The sequence below is a fragment of the Pseudoalteromonas arctica genome (assembly GCF_012927645.1).
Lineage (GTDB): Bacteria > Pseudomonadota > Gammaproteobacteria > Enterobacterales > Alteromonadaceae > Pseudoalteromonas > Pseudoalteromonas arctica_A.
In genome coordinates this window covers 1-17,539 of sequence record NZ_JABBMT010000029.1, presented here as the reverse complement: position 1 = coordinate 17,539, position 17,539 = coordinate 1, and the positions used below count along the sequence as shown (strand labels likewise).

General features: G+C 37.1%; 13 protein-coding genes. 2 read left to right on the top strand and 11 right to left on the bottom strand.

Annotated features, from left to right (window positions below; genetic code table 11):
• Positions 1 to 2 precede the first annotated feature (2 nt).
• The 11 genes from tssC (HHO47_RS15190) to tagH form a co-directional block, all read right to left on the bottom strand.
• The gene (gene tssC, locus HHO47_RS15190) at positions 3 to 1,529 is read right to left on the bottom strand and encodes a type VI secretion system contractile sheath large subunit (RefSeq protein WP_169021064.1); all 1,527 of its coding nucleotides are present in this window, start codon (positions 1,527 to 1,529) and stop codon (positions 3 to 5) included.
• 36 nt (positions 1,530 to 1,565) lie between these two features.
• On the bottom strand, positions 1,566 to 3,056 hold the full coding sequence (gene tssC / locus HHO47_RS15185; protein WP_169021063.1) for a type VI secretion system contractile sheath large subunit: 1,491 nt from the start codon (positions 3,054 to 3,056) through the stop codon (positions 1,566 to 1,568).
• On the bottom strand, positions 3,053 to 3,556 hold the full coding sequence (tssB, locus tag HHO47_RS15180) for a type VI secretion system contractile sheath small subunit (RefSeq protein ID WP_169021062.1): 504 nt from the start codon (positions 3,554 to 3,556) through the stop codon (positions 3,053 to 3,055). The genes tssC (HHO47_RS15185) and tssB overlap by 4 nt, the downstream gene beginning before the upstream one ends.
• 16 nt (positions 3,557 to 3,572) lie before the next feature.
• Entirely contained in the window at positions 3,573 to 4,676 is a 1,104-nt protein-coding gene (tssA, locus tag HHO47_RS15175) for a type VI secretion system protein TssA (protein ID WP_169021061.1), read from the bottom strand.
• Between the two features lie 196 nt (positions 4,677 to 4,872).
• Positions 4,873 to 5,667, bottom strand: coding sequence for a PP2C family protein-serine/threonine phosphatase (locus tag HHO47_RS15170; RefSeq protein ID WP_169021060.1), 795 nt, complete (start codon positions 5,665 to 5,667; stop codon positions 4,873 to 4,875).
• Positions 5,660 to 6,391 (bottom strand): type VI secretion system-associated protein TagF, encoded by a 732-nt coding sequence (gene tagF, locus HHO47_RS15165; protein WP_169021059.1) that lies wholly within the window; start codon positions 6,389 to 6,391, stop codon positions 5,660 to 5,662. The genes HHO47_RS15170 and tagF overlap by 8 nt, the downstream gene beginning before the upstream one ends.
• A complete protein-coding gene (gene tssM, locus HHO47_RS15160; RefSeq protein ID WP_169021058.1) occupies positions 6,373 to 9,873 on the bottom strand; it encodes a type VI secretion system membrane subunit TssM in 3,501 nt (1,166 codons plus the stop codon). Before tssM ends, tagF begins: the two co-directional genes overlap by 19 nt.
• A 10-nt stretch (positions 9,874 to 9,883) precedes the next feature.
• Positions 9,884 to 11,164, bottom strand: a complete 1,281-nt coding sequence (gene tssL, locus HHO47_RS15155; protein ID WP_169021057.1) for a type VI secretion system protein TssL, long form — start codon at positions 11,162 to 11,164, stop codon at positions 9,884 to 9,886.
• Positions 11,165 to 11,185: 21 nt separating this feature from the next.
• Entirely contained in the window at positions 11,186 to 12,514 is a 1,329-nt protein-coding gene (tssK, locus tag HHO47_RS15150; protein WP_169021056.1) for a type VI secretion system baseplate subunit TssK, read from the bottom strand.
• 12 nt (positions 12,515 to 12,526) lie between these two features.
• Positions 12,527 to 12,991: a type VI secretion system lipoprotein TssJ gene (tssJ, locus tag HHO47_RS15145; protein WP_169021084.1), complete on the bottom strand. Its 465-nt coding sequence runs from the start codon at positions 12,989 to 12,991 to the stop codon at positions 12,527 to 12,529.
• Positions 12,992 to 13,006: 15 nt separating this feature from the next.
• Positions 13,007 to 14,344, bottom strand: a complete 1,338-nt coding sequence (gene tagH, locus HHO47_RS15140) for a type VI secretion system-associated FHA domain protein TagH (RefSeq protein WP_248291023.1) — start codon at positions 14,342 to 14,344, stop codon at positions 13,007 to 13,009.
• 398 nt (positions 14,345 to 14,742) lie between these two features.
• Here tagH and HHO47_RS15135 point away from each other — a divergent pair, with 398 nt between their 5' ends.
• On the top strand, positions 14,743 to 16,713 hold the full coding sequence (locus tag HHO47_RS15135; protein WP_169021055.1) for a serine/threonine protein kinase: 1,971 nt from the start codon (positions 14,743 to 14,745) through the stop codon (positions 16,711 to 16,713).
• A 248-nt stretch (positions 16,714 to 16,961) separates the two neighbouring features.
• The gene (locus tag HHO47_RS15130; RefSeq protein ID WP_169021054.1) at positions 16,962 to 17,306 is read left to right on the top strand and encodes a PEGA domain-containing protein; all 345 of its coding nucleotides are present in this window, start codon (positions 16,962 to 16,964) and stop codon (positions 17,304 to 17,306) included.
• Positions 17,307 to 17,539: the final 233 nt, after the last annotated feature.

Genomic DNA, 17,539 nt, shown 5'->3' with positions numbered 1-17,539 from the left:
GACTATTCCTTTATTTTGTGGTGAGGACTGAGCTCTGTTATTAATTTAATACTCGAGACCATTTGATCTAATTGAAAGTGAGGCTGTAATTGTAAAACCGAGAAATAATGGCCTGGATTAGCTTTATTCTCACTGACCTTGATTTTGGCATTACTCAGTGGGTATTTACTTCTAACATACTCAGATGCGGAGTCTGAGGCTGTGGTATAATTGTTAACCCATGCTTGTAAATCACGCTCACATGCTTGGGCTGTGTTATAAGAACCGACTCGATCTCTTGCTAATAGCTTAAGATAATGGGCAAACCGAGATACACAAAGAATATACTGCAACATAGACGATAACCGAGCATTTAGATTTGCCGCACTAGACTCATAATTTTTTGTTTTTTGAACTGACGCGTTACTATAAAATACAATATGTTCAGTATTGGTCACTGAAGAAGCCGGAATAAAACCAAGCTCAGAAAATTGCTTTTCAAATTTGCTCGTTACAAGTAAGTTAAGAGGCGGTTTTGACTCTTTTTGATAGGTATCGGTTGCAAAGCTATCTCGAGCTAAGCCAGTAACGAGTCCTTTAGAAACTTTTCCAGGCTCCATTCCTCGAATATGTCCAAACCATCCACTTTCGCAGTAGGCACGAATAATTGTAGAAACAAATTGATAGGCAGCATTTCCCCATAGCATATCTGTTTCAGAGTCTTTGATTTGTTCTTTAAAATAAAAATCTTGATGGCGTTTACCATCATTCTTATAAGGGGGGCGGACCAACACTTGCGGCAAAGTAAGTCCAATAAAGCGTGATTCTTCCATAGCTCTAAAACTTTGCCATTTTATATACTCAGGTTGCTCAAATTGATTAAATAGATCTGAGTGATAACCTAAATCAGAAAAACTATCTGCACCAAATAAGTTTGGCGATGCTGAACAGATGAACGGTGAAAAAGCGGCCGCTGCTGTTCGTGATATCTCTTTGATGGTGTCTATATCATTATAAATAGCACCGTGTGAGAACATGTTACTGATTTCATAATCACCAATTACAACACCAAAAGGCTCCCCGCCGGCACTATCAAATTCGCTTTGATATAGGAGCTGAAAAAATAAACTTTGGTCAAAATCAATAGCTTTATTAACATCCTTGGACAGCGTTGCCCAATCGCAGTTTAATACTTTTATTTTTACTTTCTTTTCTTTATCGTATTGCTCTGTTTGTAACAATAACCACCAAAGGTTGCGCCAACTAGCTTCTAACTTTTGAAAGCTTTGTTGATGAATAATTAAGTTTAATTGTTCTGATATTTGTTGATCGAGTTCAACTATCACTTTTTGTAAATAAGGACTAAGTGACTCTTTACTCCATGTAATAGGTGAATCAGAAGAGCCTTCAAGCCATAGTAACAATGCTTTATCTAAGTTTTTTTCGTTTAAAAAACGCTCAAGCAAAGCATCATTATCACTTATACGTGACTGCGACTTCTGAGAAAAAGCCAAGTCTTGATTTATAAATGAAAACTCTTCGTGATTCATTTTACAGCATTATCCTTAACGCTTAAGATCAGGCGCTTACCCGATCTCAGGAATTTTAGCTACTAAACGTAAAGAAGAAGTTAGTTCTTCCATTTGTAGCCAAGGGCGTAGCCACGCAACTGCGTTATAAACACCTGGTTGACCTGATATTTCTTTAACAGATACTTTAGCATCCGCTAACGGATAACGTGCTCTGATGTCTTGACCACCACCCTCAGTTGCATTGACATATGATAAAATCCAGCGATTTAACCAAGCCTCAACATCTTCCGCTTCCATGAAGCTACCTATTTTATCGCGCGCCATTACTTTTAAGTAATGCGCAAAACGTGATGTTGCCATAAGGTATGGTAAACGTGCCGAAATAGCCGCGTTAGCAGTCGCATCTGGTGTTGAATAAAGTTGTGGTTTTTGACAACTTTGACCACCAAAGAATACCGCATAATCAGTATTTTTATAATGACAAAGCGGTAAGAAACCTAGTTTACTAAGCTCAGCTTCACGTCGATCAGTAATACCTATTTCTGTAGGGCACTTAAGATCTGGGTCGCCATCATCACTTGTAAAAATATGAGTAGGTAAGCCTTCCACTTTACCACCACCTTCAGCGCCACGAATCGCGGTACAAAAGCCATATTGAGAGAATGCTGATGCCATATTTGTAGCCATTGCATACGCAGCATTACTCCAACAATAGTCATTATTATCAGCGCTTAAAGAGCGGCCGTCTTTATGTTCAACATCAAACTCTTCATAGTTGAATTCTTCAACTGGTTTAGAAGCTGCACCATATGGCAAGCGAGATAAGAAGCGAGGCATAGTAAGTGATACAAAGCGTGAATCATCACTATCTCTAAATGAACGCCACTTGGTGTACTCTAAAGATTCGAATACTTTTTCTAGGTCGCGAGGTTTAGTAAGCTCTTCCCAATTGTCAAATCCGAATAACGAAGGAGACGACGCAGAAATGAATGGACAGAAACCAGCAGCTGCAACATTAGACATTAAACTTAAAGTTTCAACATCTTCAGGGTGATTTGTAAACTCAAAATCCCCTACAATCGTGCCATATGGTTCACCACCAGGCGTGCCGAATTCAGCTTCATAAATCTTCTTAAACGTTTGGCTTTGATCAAATTCAACCGCTTTACTTAAGTCTTTATGAAGTTCTTTTTTCTTCATATTAAGCACGCGAATTTTCAATGTTGAACTCGTATCAGAGTTCATTACCAAGTGGTGTAGACCACGCCATGAACCTTCAAGTTTCTGAAACTCCTCGCTGTGCATTACCAAACTCAGTTGCTTTGATATTTTTTGATCTATCAGCTGAATTGCTTCATTGAATGTCACAGTCATGTTTTTATTCCATTGGACTGTACCTTTCATTGCTTCTTCAGTTAAAGTTCTCAGTAACTCTTGTGCACGGCTCGCATCTGTTTGTTTAGTAGCACCAATAGCTTGTTCTAATAATGAAGAAGTTACTTCTGAAGTTGACTCTAACTCAGTACTTAATTGTTCTGTACTCATTTTTCAGCCTCCTCTAATTTTAGTTCCTTAGCAATTGAATCTAAACTTGCTGTGTTACTTAAAACTTCTTCAAGAACATTTTCAAGTTCTTCTGAGCGATCAATTTTAGTCATGAGATCGCGTAATTTATTACGTGTTTCCATTAATTTACGCAGCGGTTCCACTTGATTCACAACTGCTGCGGGCTCAAAGTCATCAATCGATTTAAAGTTCAAGTTAACTTCAAATTGAGTACCATCATCATTAAGCGTATTATCTACGTTTAATTTTAAAGACGGGCTCATACGCTTTAAAACATCATTAAAGTTTTCGCGATCTATTTGAATAAATCGTCTATCTTTCAGTGGTTTTATTGCATCAGTATTATCACCTGAAAAGTCACCCATAACACCGACTACAAAGGGTAATTCTTTCTTTACCGCAAGACCTTCGGTTTCCACATCATAAGTGATGTGCACTCGAGGCTTACGTACTCGCTTTAATTTATCGTGGATACTCATTGAGAACTCCTTTTACTTATGTTTCAGTTTCGCTGATCTTAATGCCAGACAACTTAAAGTATCCAGTCCTAGCATCACTATCTGTAATTAATTCATTTAATAATTCAGGTAGCGACAATTCGCTCCATCGAATTACCTGCTCTATGGTGTAAGACATAGGGGAATGTGGTTCTGTTTTTCGAAAATAAGTGGCTATTTCTTTCAGTTTCTCAATAGCATTTTCTCTAGAGTTAATTTCTAGACTGTGTACCTTGCTCACTTGAGTGCAAGTAGTAACCTCACCATCCTCTAACACCACTTCTTGTACTAAGTCGTGCACTTTTTGGGCTGCTGCGAGTTTATCAGCTGCAATGTGATTCACAGCTGCTAAACTCTCTTCCAATGCTTGTTTAATATTAGAAGTCGGTTGTGGCTGAGCTGTAACGCGATCTAGTACGTCACTTAATATTGCAAATTGCTCAATTGCAGTCGTTATATCATTTCTCAAGTTAACAAAAAATTCAATGCTTGTTTCTGCTGCACTTTTTTCGATGAGCTCAAAGTCGACAGCACCCTGCGTTAACTTTTTGTCTCTTTTTTCTTCACTCAACCTAGATATGTCATAGCCTTGTTGATATTCCCAAAAAGAAAATGAATCGAGACTTACACTTTCTGTCAGCGCTATACTTTTAATCGGTATGATTAAGGTTCCTTCACCCGCGACACCATTTAAACCAACTAGCGCAGATACTTTGTCAGAAATTTCATCATCAGCATCTAAAGCTGGAAATAAATATTCAAAATAATTATCGAGTAAGGTATGGGCAACTTGAAAGCCAAATGCTAATCCTTTGAAGCCATGTACGCGACACAATGCTTCAATAAACCATGCTAAATAGTCAATATCTTTGCTTTCTGTTTTTAAGGCTTTACTGGATTGCTCTAGCAACGGCAACCAGTCTCGAGCTAAAGTTGCAATACCTTCTTCGTCAACAAGGGCATTTCTTTCTGCCGCACGTAATTGGTTTCGTAAATCTTTTAACGCAAAATAGGTGGACGCAGGAGTGACGTCTGAGCGCGGGTCAATACCTGCAATCTCAGTGTCTGAAATAGGGGAAACATATTCTTCAAAAACAAACATTCCATTGTCCTAATAATTGTCCATAAAAACCAAATAAAGTGAAGCAGTTCTCATATTACATTTTTTATTTAAAATTACAAGCCTAGTTACACTTTAGTTTGCGCCCATAAATCAAACTGCAAACCTATTTGTTATATTTAAGCCTATAAACTAATCTGTTTTTTAGTATATAGCCATTAAAAATAAATCTAAATATTTACTTTGTAAATAATGGAATTGTAGTCTCATCCTGAACATTTAATGAATGAGATTTATAATTACTAAGCCTTTTATCGTATTTAATCAAAATACACGTTACATTATCTTTCGCACCACGAACAAGAGATGAATGCATAAGTGCCATACCTGAGTCGATTATACTCGTTGGCTCTAACGAACGGCGAATATCATTATCAGATAATTCACCAGTTAATCCATCTGAGCACAATAAAAAAATATCGCCTGATTTCACTTCATTTTGTACCACATCAACGTTAACGTCTTGTGTAACACCCACTGCACGGGTTATGACATTAGATAATGGATGATCCTTAGCTTCTTCAACAGAAATAACCCCTTCATCAATCAGATCATTGATTTGGCTATGATCCTTTGAAACTTGTTGCAGCTGACCATTGCGCAGCAAATAAGCTCGACTGTCACCCACCCAAAGCACATAATATTGCTCATTTTTAATAAACAAAACGGTCACTGTGCTACCTGCAGTTTTGCTCCCTAAATATTGCGCACTGTATTCATTTAATTGACGGTTTGCATTTTCAATAGCGACGACAATATGCGACACATTAAGCTCTTCAAATGTCAATTCTTCAACAGTTGCTTTAATGGTATCGACGACGAGCTGACTTGCTACTTCACCCGCTTCATGGCCACCCATACCATCAGCAACAACCCAAATACTATGACTATTTATTTCGACATGGGCATCTTCATTTAGCTGCCTTACAACACCGCGATGGGTAATCGCATAACTGGAGCTCAAGTTACTCATCGGTATTTTTTACCTGTGTATAATTCCATTCCCAGTGCTTCCATCTACCATCTAACATTGCTGCAACTTGATTAATTGCAGGGAGTCCAGCCGTTACCAGCATCATAGGTTTTATATTGCACGAGCCATGAGTCCACCAAACACTATAATCACCATATTTCTTACATAAAGCAGCATGCATCACATCTTGTAAAACCGCCTCTGTCAGCTCATCACCTGAGAACTCAAATGCCTCGCCTGTTTTGTTTTTATCTGCGGTATTAAAATAACTCAGGGCTTTACGAGTGCCCTGAACTGCATTCAAGGTTTTCGCAACTTCTTTCCTCCAAGAGAAAAGATCAACTGAGTTATCAAGTACTTTCAACACAACATCTTCATAAGCTAATGAAAAAACGCCAGAGTTTAAAACATCAATAGGTGCATACTCTAGTGTGCTAGCTACGGTAAATGGATAATGACGCCCCACCGCATCCATACTTGGCATTAAAGTCCCCATGACTCCCTTATCACCAACAATATTCGCTGACAAAGCAAAATGCCAAACCGGGCCAGTTAAATAATTATCTTGCCACAGCTCTCCTAGCTGCTCTTTGCTTACAGCAATAGCAGCCTGTAGCCATTTTTCCCAATGTTCTGAGAACTCTTTGGATACACTATCTTGAACAAAGTCACCTAAACTAGGAACTTTACCCAAATAGCCAATATTTATAATCGGGTCGGACATGAAAACTTCTCTATACTCTTATTCCAAAATGGATGTCTAATTGACTTCGGTAATAGCTCTACTTTTGCGTTATTGCCCATAAGCGAAAAATGTAATTTCAAATCTTCCCGTGTTTTACTTCGTTTGGTACTTAGTTCATCAAGCATGCGATATAACGACCATTCACCTTGGTAAGTGGTATTTATTGAGCGTCCGCCATTAGGTGGAGTAAATACTACGCGTGTTTTACTTTGTCCTGTAATTCCAGGCCAAACAAAATTACTCACTTTTAATGGCCCATGTCTATAGGTCATTGATTGACCATCAATCTCAAGCATAAAACTCGATATTGTGTTATCTAATTCTAAAGGTTTCAAACCAAACTCAATCCTTGGTGTGCTGCTACCACTATCAAAAAATGCGAGCTGTATTTGATTCGCAAGTTCAAACATTGCCAAAGTATCTCGGCTGATACCGATGTCTTTTTCAAACTTCCATGGTCGTGAGCTCATATCAACACTAGGTGCAACATAGCTATTAAAGAAGCTATCAATTGTACCGCTAGGTCCAAAGAATCGAGTGAAGTCTTTTAAATTGACTTCTTTATCTGCATAAGGTGAAAACGGGTAGCGTCCAACAATTGCAGCATTGTATTCTCGTAATACTTTGCTTTTCCAAATCTCATTTAAGTGTCTATTAGCGCTATTTTTTGTAATGTTACTGGTATCTCGGCTAATATCTAACAGCCAGCTATTAAAAGGATAAGGTAAATCACGGCTTTGAAATTCAAGTTGACGGATAAAGCTTGGTTTACTTTTACCACTGATTTGATCTTTAATAGAGGACTTCAACTGATCGCCTCGATCAAGTTTGGTCAAATAAATATTCAGCTCTCTGAGATTTTTTTGCATATTATCTAGCTGCTGAGCGTCTATTTTAAGCACATCCTCAAATGCCTCTTCAACTTGATACCCTGGTAGCTTGATATCAAATTTTGGCGCTTCGTCAGGCAAGAACCGTTTGATTCTATTCGCCTTAGTTTGCATCGCAATTTCAGCAGCATTAGCCACAACTTTCCCAGCAGCTTTTTGATTTTCAGAGACTGGTAATTGAGTTAATTGAACATTTTTCTGCACTGCTAAAATGATGTTTTTGATCGGGGTTTCTGAACCTGCTAACACATCTGTAATATTGACCCCTTCAGCAGGAGAGCTATATTGGTTTAAATTTAGGTCATCAAGGAATGACCGCCAATAATAGATATAATCCTGAAAATAACGCTGCTCTAATTTCTTTTCTATTTCATCTTTAGAGATATCATACGTTCCAGACGCTTCTTCTCCGTAAACCCAACTACTCGCCATTAGATTTCCTAGCATCTTACTCTTTTCGATATTAAAAATGCCGTGGAAGCCATTGAAGGTGTATAAACCAGGAATACTACGAGTTAGCTCACTGTTATTGCGAAATGAAAACTTTTGGGCACTTTCAAAGCTAATAATATCTGTCAGCCTAAATGGTGGAATACTACTATCGAGAAAGTCAGCTTGAAGTCTTTGATATGCCCGCTCAGCAATAGGTAATTTAGTAAGCTCTGCACGTGCAATTTTAACTGCTTGGTTATCCACTTCTTCATAGGCAACACCTTTTTCAAGTAATGCCGCTATATGGTCCATTAAATCAAGTCGAGTTTGTGTATTTTTCTCACCTGAGAAGCTACGCTCTAAGTATGCATTAAACCATACGATTATATCTTCACGCTCAAAATACTCGGGTTGAAACAACATTAAATAACACTTCAATGTTTCGTACAAATAACTCAAGTGCTCAGGGTGAGTCTCCATTTCCATCGTTAAAGTATTAAGCATGAAAGGCGCCAAGAACGTTTGTAATGCTCTGTCATATGCATCGTTCGACGACTGTTTAATTTCATTTAATTTATTAAACCCAACTGATGGCAAGTCTTGCTCATTATTAAAAGTATCGCTACGCGCAGGGAGTGATCGTAATGAATTAAGCCTGTCATTGAGTACCAATACATTGCTACGGTCAAAGGATGCCGCATCTATTTCTTGATATGACTCAATTGCATCTTCAGTGACCGTGATAAGGCTATTATTCCATGCATAACTAAAATACCATGACGCTGAAAAACCAACCACACAAGCACAAGCCAAAGAGATACTTACTATACGTAACCATTTGTTTTGCTTATCATGGTGTTTGTTGGTACTTGCTAAATTTTGTTCAGGGAAGATGACTTTTTCTAATACATTTTTGATGAAAAAGCTCTTAGATTGATTGATGTAGCTGCCGCTGGTGTTATTTGCATCGCTTAAAAGGCTGGCAGGTGTTCCTTCTTGAGTCGCACTGGTTAAGTATACCCCCCTAAACATAGGTAGTTCTTCATACGCATTAGGGGTAAAAATTTCTTTCAAAAATGCATCACCAACACCTTGCAATACACGAAGCTGTCTTGGGAATTCGAAAATTTTCGCTCTGATTTCTTCATTCCGTTCATTAATCAAACGACGATTTAGCAGCTCCGTTAACTTAGCTATAAGCGCATGAAACTCTTTATTAAAAACATCAACTTGGGTATTTTTATCTAAATCAAGTTCAAAAGTAACCCCCCAAACTTGCTCACACTCTTCTTCACTTAATTCGGCAAAAAACTCTCTAAAGCCTTCGATTAAATCAACTTTTGAGAAAATAACATAGACAGGAAAAGTCATTCCTAGCTGATTCTGTAACTCTTGCAGACGTTGCTTGATTGCGCGCGCATGTAAGTTTCGCTCTGTTTTAGTTTGGCTCATTAACTCAGAGATACCCATACTGATCATTACACCGTTGATTGGTCGTAATGGGCGGTACTTTCGCAGTAAACCTAAAAAGCCTTCCCAAGCACGCGAGTCATGTTTTGCATGACTGCTTTGAGTGGTGTAACGCCCTGCCGTATCAATGAGTACCGCTTTGTTAGTAAACCACCAATCACAATTTCGAGTTCCACCAACACCATGAATCAAATCAACCCCAAGCTTATCTTTTAAGGGATAGTCCAAGCCTGAATTGTTGATCACCGTTGTTTTTCCTGCTCCCGGTGGTCCGATCATAATGTACCAAGGTAATTGATAGATATTTTTTCCCTTAAAGAGTTTTACATCTTTAAGTAAATCAATCGCTTCACCCATTCTAGTTTTTAAGGTCGTGATTTCTTCATTTACTTCATTGCTATTTGAGTCATCACTATCGATTAACTCATTAGCCATTTTTTCATCTCGTTTATTTTGTCGAGTCAAACGGTATATCTTCGTGATCGCAAAAATAAGAATAACCACTAAAATAGTAAATAATCTTGAGGTAACACTCGCCAGTGGCACATAACCAGCAATGGCAATCAAGGGGCCACCAAACCAAATTAGTAACGACAATGCGCTAAAACCAATAATTAGAATTGCTGTACGCGATGTAAGTAAATATTTGAGTTTCTGTAAAAAGTTCATTCCAGCCCCATTAAAATAATAAATCAATTTCAATTCGTCGGTTCAATGACCGAGAAGCTGAATCTGAATTGCTAGCGATTGGTTCGGCAGCACCTTTACCTTCAGGCCACAAGCGCCCGCTAAGGTTAGTGCTTTTAGCCATAGAATTAGCAACTTGAGTTGCTCTAGCTAAAGAAAGATGCCAATTAGAGGGATATTTATCTGTGCGAATAGGCGTGTCATCTGTATGGCCTGTAATTAAAATTCGCCCCTTTGTACCTTCTAAACTCAGTGCTAGTTTTTCAAGTATTGGTTGAAATGATGGTAATAATTTTGAATCACCTTGGTTAAACAAACTTTCACTGTTGATAGTGATCCGAATGCGATCATTACTCTTCTCGACAGAGACAATTCCCATCTGAATCTCAGTCTGTAAAAGTTGTTCTAACACTTGTAGTTGCTGATCTTTCTTATCAACACTCTGCGTTTGCGCTAATGGATGGATCACCGCCAACTTCTCATTCACCAATACAACTTGGTCATTAAGTTTCATATTGATAAATAGATACACAATTAATAATACTAAACCTAAAACTGAAAAAACAACCCAAAGAGGTACTTGGCTTCTAAGTTCAACGCCTGCTGCAACTCTTTCTTTCCAATTAGGTGACAACTTGTTGTTAATAGGTCCACCTAACTGATTTAATAGATGATAAATACGAGAACGGTATTCTTCTACTTTATTATCACCAACACTATCAACCCGATATTTGCCCTTGAAACCTAAATTTAAGCAGTGATACTGTAATTCTAAAAATGCTTTATGTTGCTCTGGTTGCCCAAGTGCATTATCTAATAGAGTATAAAAATACTCACCACCAAAGGTTTCTTTATGGAAGGTTGATAGCAAGCTCTCATCAGCCCATTCCATCGAACTCCACTTAGAGTTTAAAACTGATTCATCCAAAATTGCACATAAACAATAGCGTGAATTTTCAATTACTTCTTTGGGAAGCACCTGGTTTCTAACTTCAACCTCAAAACGCTTAATCGCTTCAACACAGCGATGCTTCAAAGCGGCTAAATTAGTCATTTCTTTAGCTTGGTTGATCGATATAACCAGTGAAAAGCAATCGGTAGCAGCTTCTAGTAATAGGTTTTTGAAAATAGAAACTTTCGCATTACTAGAAACAGCATTTGATATAGGCTCAATAGACATAACTGTCTTTTCAGGATCAGTTGCTGTTTTTAAGTTATTTGATGTGTCACGGCCTAGTCTGCCAGGGCGTGGTTTGATAATGGTTTCATCCATTGAAACTCTTCCTTTTAACAGTTAAGTTCGTATAGCCCAAAGGCTTAATTGTAACTCTGGGTAGCTACCAGATAAGTGAATAGCGATGCCACCACTTGTGCGAAGTTTATCCCAATGCTGACCATGTTTGTTCAATTCAAAGTAATGAAAGCCTGCATGGTACGGAATTTGCCTTGGTGCTGTAGGTAAACTGCTTATTGTTATACCTGGTATCTGGTTATTAACTAAATCACGAATAGTTTCAACGCTACCGATTTTAACTTGAGAAGGTAAAACTTTACGTAATTCCTCGTGGGGCACACTCGCTTTAATAGCGAGAATAAACTGCCCAGAATCAAGAATCGCTTTATCTTTTAATGCACCGAAGGAAATACCAAATTTACTTTGCTCAAGTTTAATTTCTGTTGCTGTTTGCTCTATCACATGACTTAAAGATTGATATAAGAAGTTAACGATCTCACCAAACACGGCCCCTAAATTATCATGTTCATATTTAGGCAGTTTAGGAACCCGTTTATTAGCAGTACTGAATGTTGCCAGTTCACCTGATAGTTCAATTAAGCGAGTATATAGAATATTAGGATGTAAATTATTAACCATTAACAAACTATCAAATACCGCGTCATATTTATTGAGTGTTTGCAGCATTATAAAATCAGCAACCGAAGTGCTGCCCGCATAACCTTGACATAAACGCACAGCAATACTCTCTGAACGCTGTTTGATCATTGAGCCTATTTCTCTAACTAACCCTAGCAGAGGCTTACATTGCGCAACTTTCAAAGCGGCAGGAATAAACTTACTATCAAGCTTGATCCTACCCTCAGTACTGACTTCAGTAATCTTAGCCAAAGGTAAAAGTATAAATCCAGCGTGATCATCTGACCCTAACACCAGTTTGCTATAAATCTTTGCAACCTGAATGGTCTCTTGTGATTGCGGGCCTAATGAATCATCATTTACCGCTAAATCGGTGAGCTTATAACGAGTAACTAAGTTTTCGTCGGCCGCTGAGATGTTAATACCACTGGCTTTAAGCGCTGGAATTGCCAAATAAACAATTTCATTATAGGTGTCCTTGTTAACAACCAGCGGCTCAGGTAATGACGTTGACCCTGGCATATCAATTGGCAGCAAGTCAGGAGTAATTGCCGACAAAGTGTCAATTGCAAACTGCCCTGTATTTAACAGCTCAGTGTCAATATCTAACTCTAGAATTCCCCAAGGATCAGCTAAATTACCATTGCACACTTGTTTGATTAAATGTGAAAAATGTTTATCTGATTGTTGAAAGTGTTGTGGCCTTAAGAACATCCCTTCAGTCCAAGCAACACGAGTGGTATCACTCATTTTATATCCTTATTAATGTTCTCTCATGTATGTTGCAATTGATTCAACATTTACATCGATATCGTCATAGCCGGTAGGATCGACTTCTATTACAGCTCTCCATCTGGCTTGATCTATATTCCTATACGCCACCACTACTCCTACAAAGCGAGTATTACGATTAAGGCTCATCTCATACTTTTGTACTGAACCTGGTTGTAATTCCAACTCATCTTTTTTAAGTAAATCAGGGCCTAATAACTTTTCAGGCGACTCATATAAACTAAAAAAGTCTTGCGTATCAAATATAGTTCTTGAACTAAGCTCAAAAATTTTCATTACAACTGGAGATGGTCGTTCAGAAGTATCAGGATTTACGTTTTCTGATACATTAATGATTAATTCTGTTGATGGTGGGACAAACTTATTCATTGTTGAACAACCCATTATCAAAAATAGTAAACTAAAACTCAGTAAGTAGAGCTTAATGTTACGCATCATTTACTTTCCTTTTTAAAACGTTTCTTGAATTTTATCATTGTATGCTTTGAGGAAATCATCTGATAATGCCATCGCACCTTTAGCATTAACGTCACGTGATAACTCGTCATGCAGATTTTGATACAGCTTCCAGCTTTTCGATTCAGATTGGCCAGGAATTATTTTCAAAATATTAGCGTGATTATTCACTTGTTGATTTATGTGAGAAGGTGAAACCTGCTCTAATATTCCTTTCAATACACCATCAGCTCCTGCTAATAAAGCATGTTCATGTCTGCGAGTGTCGATGAAGCTTTCTTTAATCGATTCCCGAGAAGATAGAAAGCTTGCACTATTGATTATGAATAAGTTCTGAATAACATCATCTATATTTGCCGAAAACTTAATGGGGTTATTCTGCTGGGTTTGAAACATAGTTTGATTTACACGTAATTGGTTTTTCACCAATGCTCTTTGGCGTAACGATTCCATCAACTCTGTCAAAAGAAGGTTTAGCCCTTGGCCCATTTCAAACCATAACTTTTCGGTAGTTAAAGCATTTTGCAATTCTGGTTTAACGCCGAGCCCTTTTAAAAAGGCGCCTGTTAGTCCTACGCTATTTGCTATTGGTTTTGTTTCTACCTTAGGTCGTACTGTGTGAGCCAAGGTATGGGCTTCCTTTGCGACTTCTGGCTGTGTATCTACAGCTGTAGGAACTTCGGTTTTTGGCTCAGCTATATTAGGCTCCGCATGACTAGATATTGCATGCTGATCACTAGTATTAACTATTTCAGGGTTCAATAAATGTGCGATCTCATCCCAATTCTCTGGGATATGGCTCTGCGATTGTGAATCTACAGTTTGAGTCATAGAAACATCTGGCATTGGTTCATTCATAATTGAGTCATTATAAAAATGCGCAGAATTTGAATTATTGCCATTAGAATCAAAATATTGAGATTGAGTAGCTGCGTTGTTTGCTTTTGCAGTGGTTACTGAACTAAACTCATCGATAACAGGAGTAACTGACTTCGCTTCTGCGATTTTCACTTCAATTTGAAAATCACCTACCGTTAAAATATCACTATCAGATAGTTTTTGTTTATTACCTTGGCCAATCGCTGAAACACTATAATTTGAATAAATACCATTTGTAGAAGTATCAATCACAACAAATGAATCACCGTCCCGTTCAATACGACCATGCTTACTGGAAATGATTTTTTCAGGATCAGGTAGATGCCAATCACATGCTTCTGAACGACCGAATATAAGTGAATCTTTGACTGTTTTAGATGCTTCAATTTCAGGCGAGAGTCGATGATAACTAGTAATGTTTAGTATCAGTTCCATTTGACGTGTTAATCCCATATTCTACGTTTCCATTAGGATAAATTAGAAGAGAAACTATTGTCAACATTGAAATTAATATATAGAAATATTTGAGAGACAATCAAAACAGCAGAAGAACATTAATGATATAGTCTTATTTTTTTTATGTTAATTATTAAAGCTAACAAAATTAAGTATGTATGTTCCTATTTAAAAGCAATAAAACCTCTCTACAGCTCTGTTTTTAACGTATAAAACATCTGAAACAACATCTAACAAACAAAATAAACATATAATTACCAAAAGTACTGCAATAGAGGCATTGCTAATAGCGCTAATTTTTGTAAAAATAGTGGACTAATCAAAGGGAATATTGATAAAAATAACAAAAAGCTACCTTTGCAATTATTTAACTATCTACAATAAAAGGATTTATAATGAGCGGTATTAATAACTCAAATGATAAAACTCAAATCGCTTCGCTGGATTCTAGCGCTAGATCTTCCCAACCTAAAAGTAAACTCAATTTAATTGGTAAAAAAATATCCGGACGATATTTAGTTGAGGAACTCATTGGTCAAGGAGGCATGTGCTACATTTTCAGAGCTAGGGATTTATTTTTAGAAAGTCCTACCAGTCCAGAAGTACACGTTGCGCTCAAACTATTACTAGAAGAGTTTAGTCAATCTAAAGAAGCTATAACATTGCTTAAAGATGAAACGACTAAAACTCAACAACTTTCGCATCCTAATATTGTCAAAGTATTTTCAGCCAGTTCTGATAATGATTTGCACTATGTGACGATGGAACTCGTTGATGGCGAAACATTAGAACAAATAATAAAACGTAATAAACCTTCAGGAATGCATTTTAAAAAAGCGAATATCATCCTACAACAACTTGCTGATGCACTGATTTATGCCCATTCACGAAACGTTATTCATAATGATTTAAAACCTTCTAACATTATTTTTGATTCAAATGGGCGTTTGAAAGTTCTCGACTTTGGTATTGCTAAACATAAAACAACCGAAGACGCATATGCTTTTAACAATTGCAAGAATGTCGCAGCAGTAGGCGGTTACACACCAACCTATGCAAGTCCAGAACAACTTAAAGGAGCTGACGCATCTGTAAAAGATGATATATTTTCATATGCATGTATTGCATATGAACTACTGAGCAGTAAACACCCATATGATCGTGTTGCAGCAGATAAACTACCAAAAGGGACAGCAGCTAAGCGCCCTAGTAATTGCCCTATATGGCTCTGGGGTCATTTACAAAACGCGATGTCGCTTGATGCAACGAAACGATTAGGATCATTACAGGCTATATCAACCAAACTTAGAAGCAATTTCAAACCAGCTATTGCCGCGAGTCTATGTGTTATCGCCGTTGCTATTTTTATTAGCCAATTTTATGCCTCAAATTCTACACAACTAAAACAGTTAGAAGCAAAACTTGAAAATGCCAATGCAATTAATCAACAAGTTGAAACTTGGATGTCGTGGCATGGCCCTGAGGTATTGACTAAACTAGCTGAAATACCTCCTCAATATGATGTGCTTAAACAGGGTCTATTAAGAGTCAATCAAGAGAGCATTTTACAAGGCTTTAATACCAAAGCTAATCAACTAAACAATCAGTCTGGCAAATTTAAGGATTTTGATGGCACAATTAGCCTTTACTCTAACGCTTTGGAATACTATCCAGACTCTGAAAAGCTAACCGCTCAATTAGAAAGTATTTTAAGAGAGCGTCAATCAATAGTCTTTGACATTACATCAAGAATCAATTTGCTATTAGAGCAGTCGCGTTATGATGAACTTGATAATAACAACATTATTAAATTGATTGATGATTTAAAAGATGTTGATAGTAGTTATATGTACCAACCAAATGAAGTGCATATCAACAACTTCAAAACAGCCTTAGAGCAATCAATTGAAAATGATAATGTTGTTGCTCAAAAAGTATTATTAGATGTAGGAAAGTCTATCTTCACAGCTAAACAAAAATCAGAGTTGCAATTTGATGAGTTACTAAAAAGAAAATCAGCTATAGACGTGCTTAGCCTTTATCAAAACAAATTAAATTTAGGTGAGCAAGCCACTTTTCCCACAAAAGAGGCAATAACTTTTTATCAACCGAGATTTGATCATTATTTTGAAAAATTAGCCACAATTGATAAATATCAAGATTTGTTGGCCTTTGAAGAACAAGTTAATGCTGAATCAACGATGTTACCTGAAGACTTTGCTCCTTTAGTAGCTATTAAAAAAGAATTATCCAAACGGTATATCACAATGGCAAACAGCCTATTAAAACAAAAAATGTACAAAACAGCTGAAAAGTTAGTTGAAAGAAGTGAGGAAATAACTCGTTCGCTTGACAGTTTGCTATAAAATAATACTCGTTGGTAGTCACTGATAGCAGCTGTTTAATATTATAAACCAGCGGACATTTATAGTTTCTACTAGCTTTAATACCCACTTTATTAAAGATATGATTATTCTAGCGAGTTAAATAACTCACTAATAGACCACTAATTCGATGTAATTAGTATAACAAGAGCCAAGGATGACTTGGAGGCTATCTCACCTCCACTTAATCCTTAAGGGCTTTCAGCATTTTAAATTTATACGGAGTTTTTATGAAAAAGATAAGCACCTTAGCTACAATATTATTACTAAATGGTTGCTCTACTACTGCTACGATAGATGAAACAGAGCAAGTACCTGAAGAGACCATAACTCAAGCGCAAACACCTGTCGAAGAAGTTGTTGAAGTAATTTCCTTAACAGTGGCAACTCAGCCCTCTGATGCACGCGTACGTATTATGAATATCAAACCAAAATATGAAAGCGGTATTGAGTTAAAAGAAGGTAAGTACGATATAGAAGTTAGCAAGTCTGGTTACAACACATACCGCGAATGGGTAGTAGTTGATAAGAAAACTATTTTAACTGTTGAATTAGATAAAACTGCAGAAATTTAATTAAGTTTATACCTTTAAATATGTCAATTTACATTTTAAAGGCTATAAAATTGTTCAATAAAAGTCTTATTATCAAGTTTCTCTAAAAGCACCTTGGGATGCTTACCTAAAGTATCCCCAAAATTAGCCTTTATATATCAATGAATTAATAGTATTAAAAAATGTGGGAAGCGAGGGAACATTCATGGTGTTTTGTGATCTTATGAATCGCTTAAAAACAACAGAGCTAAACA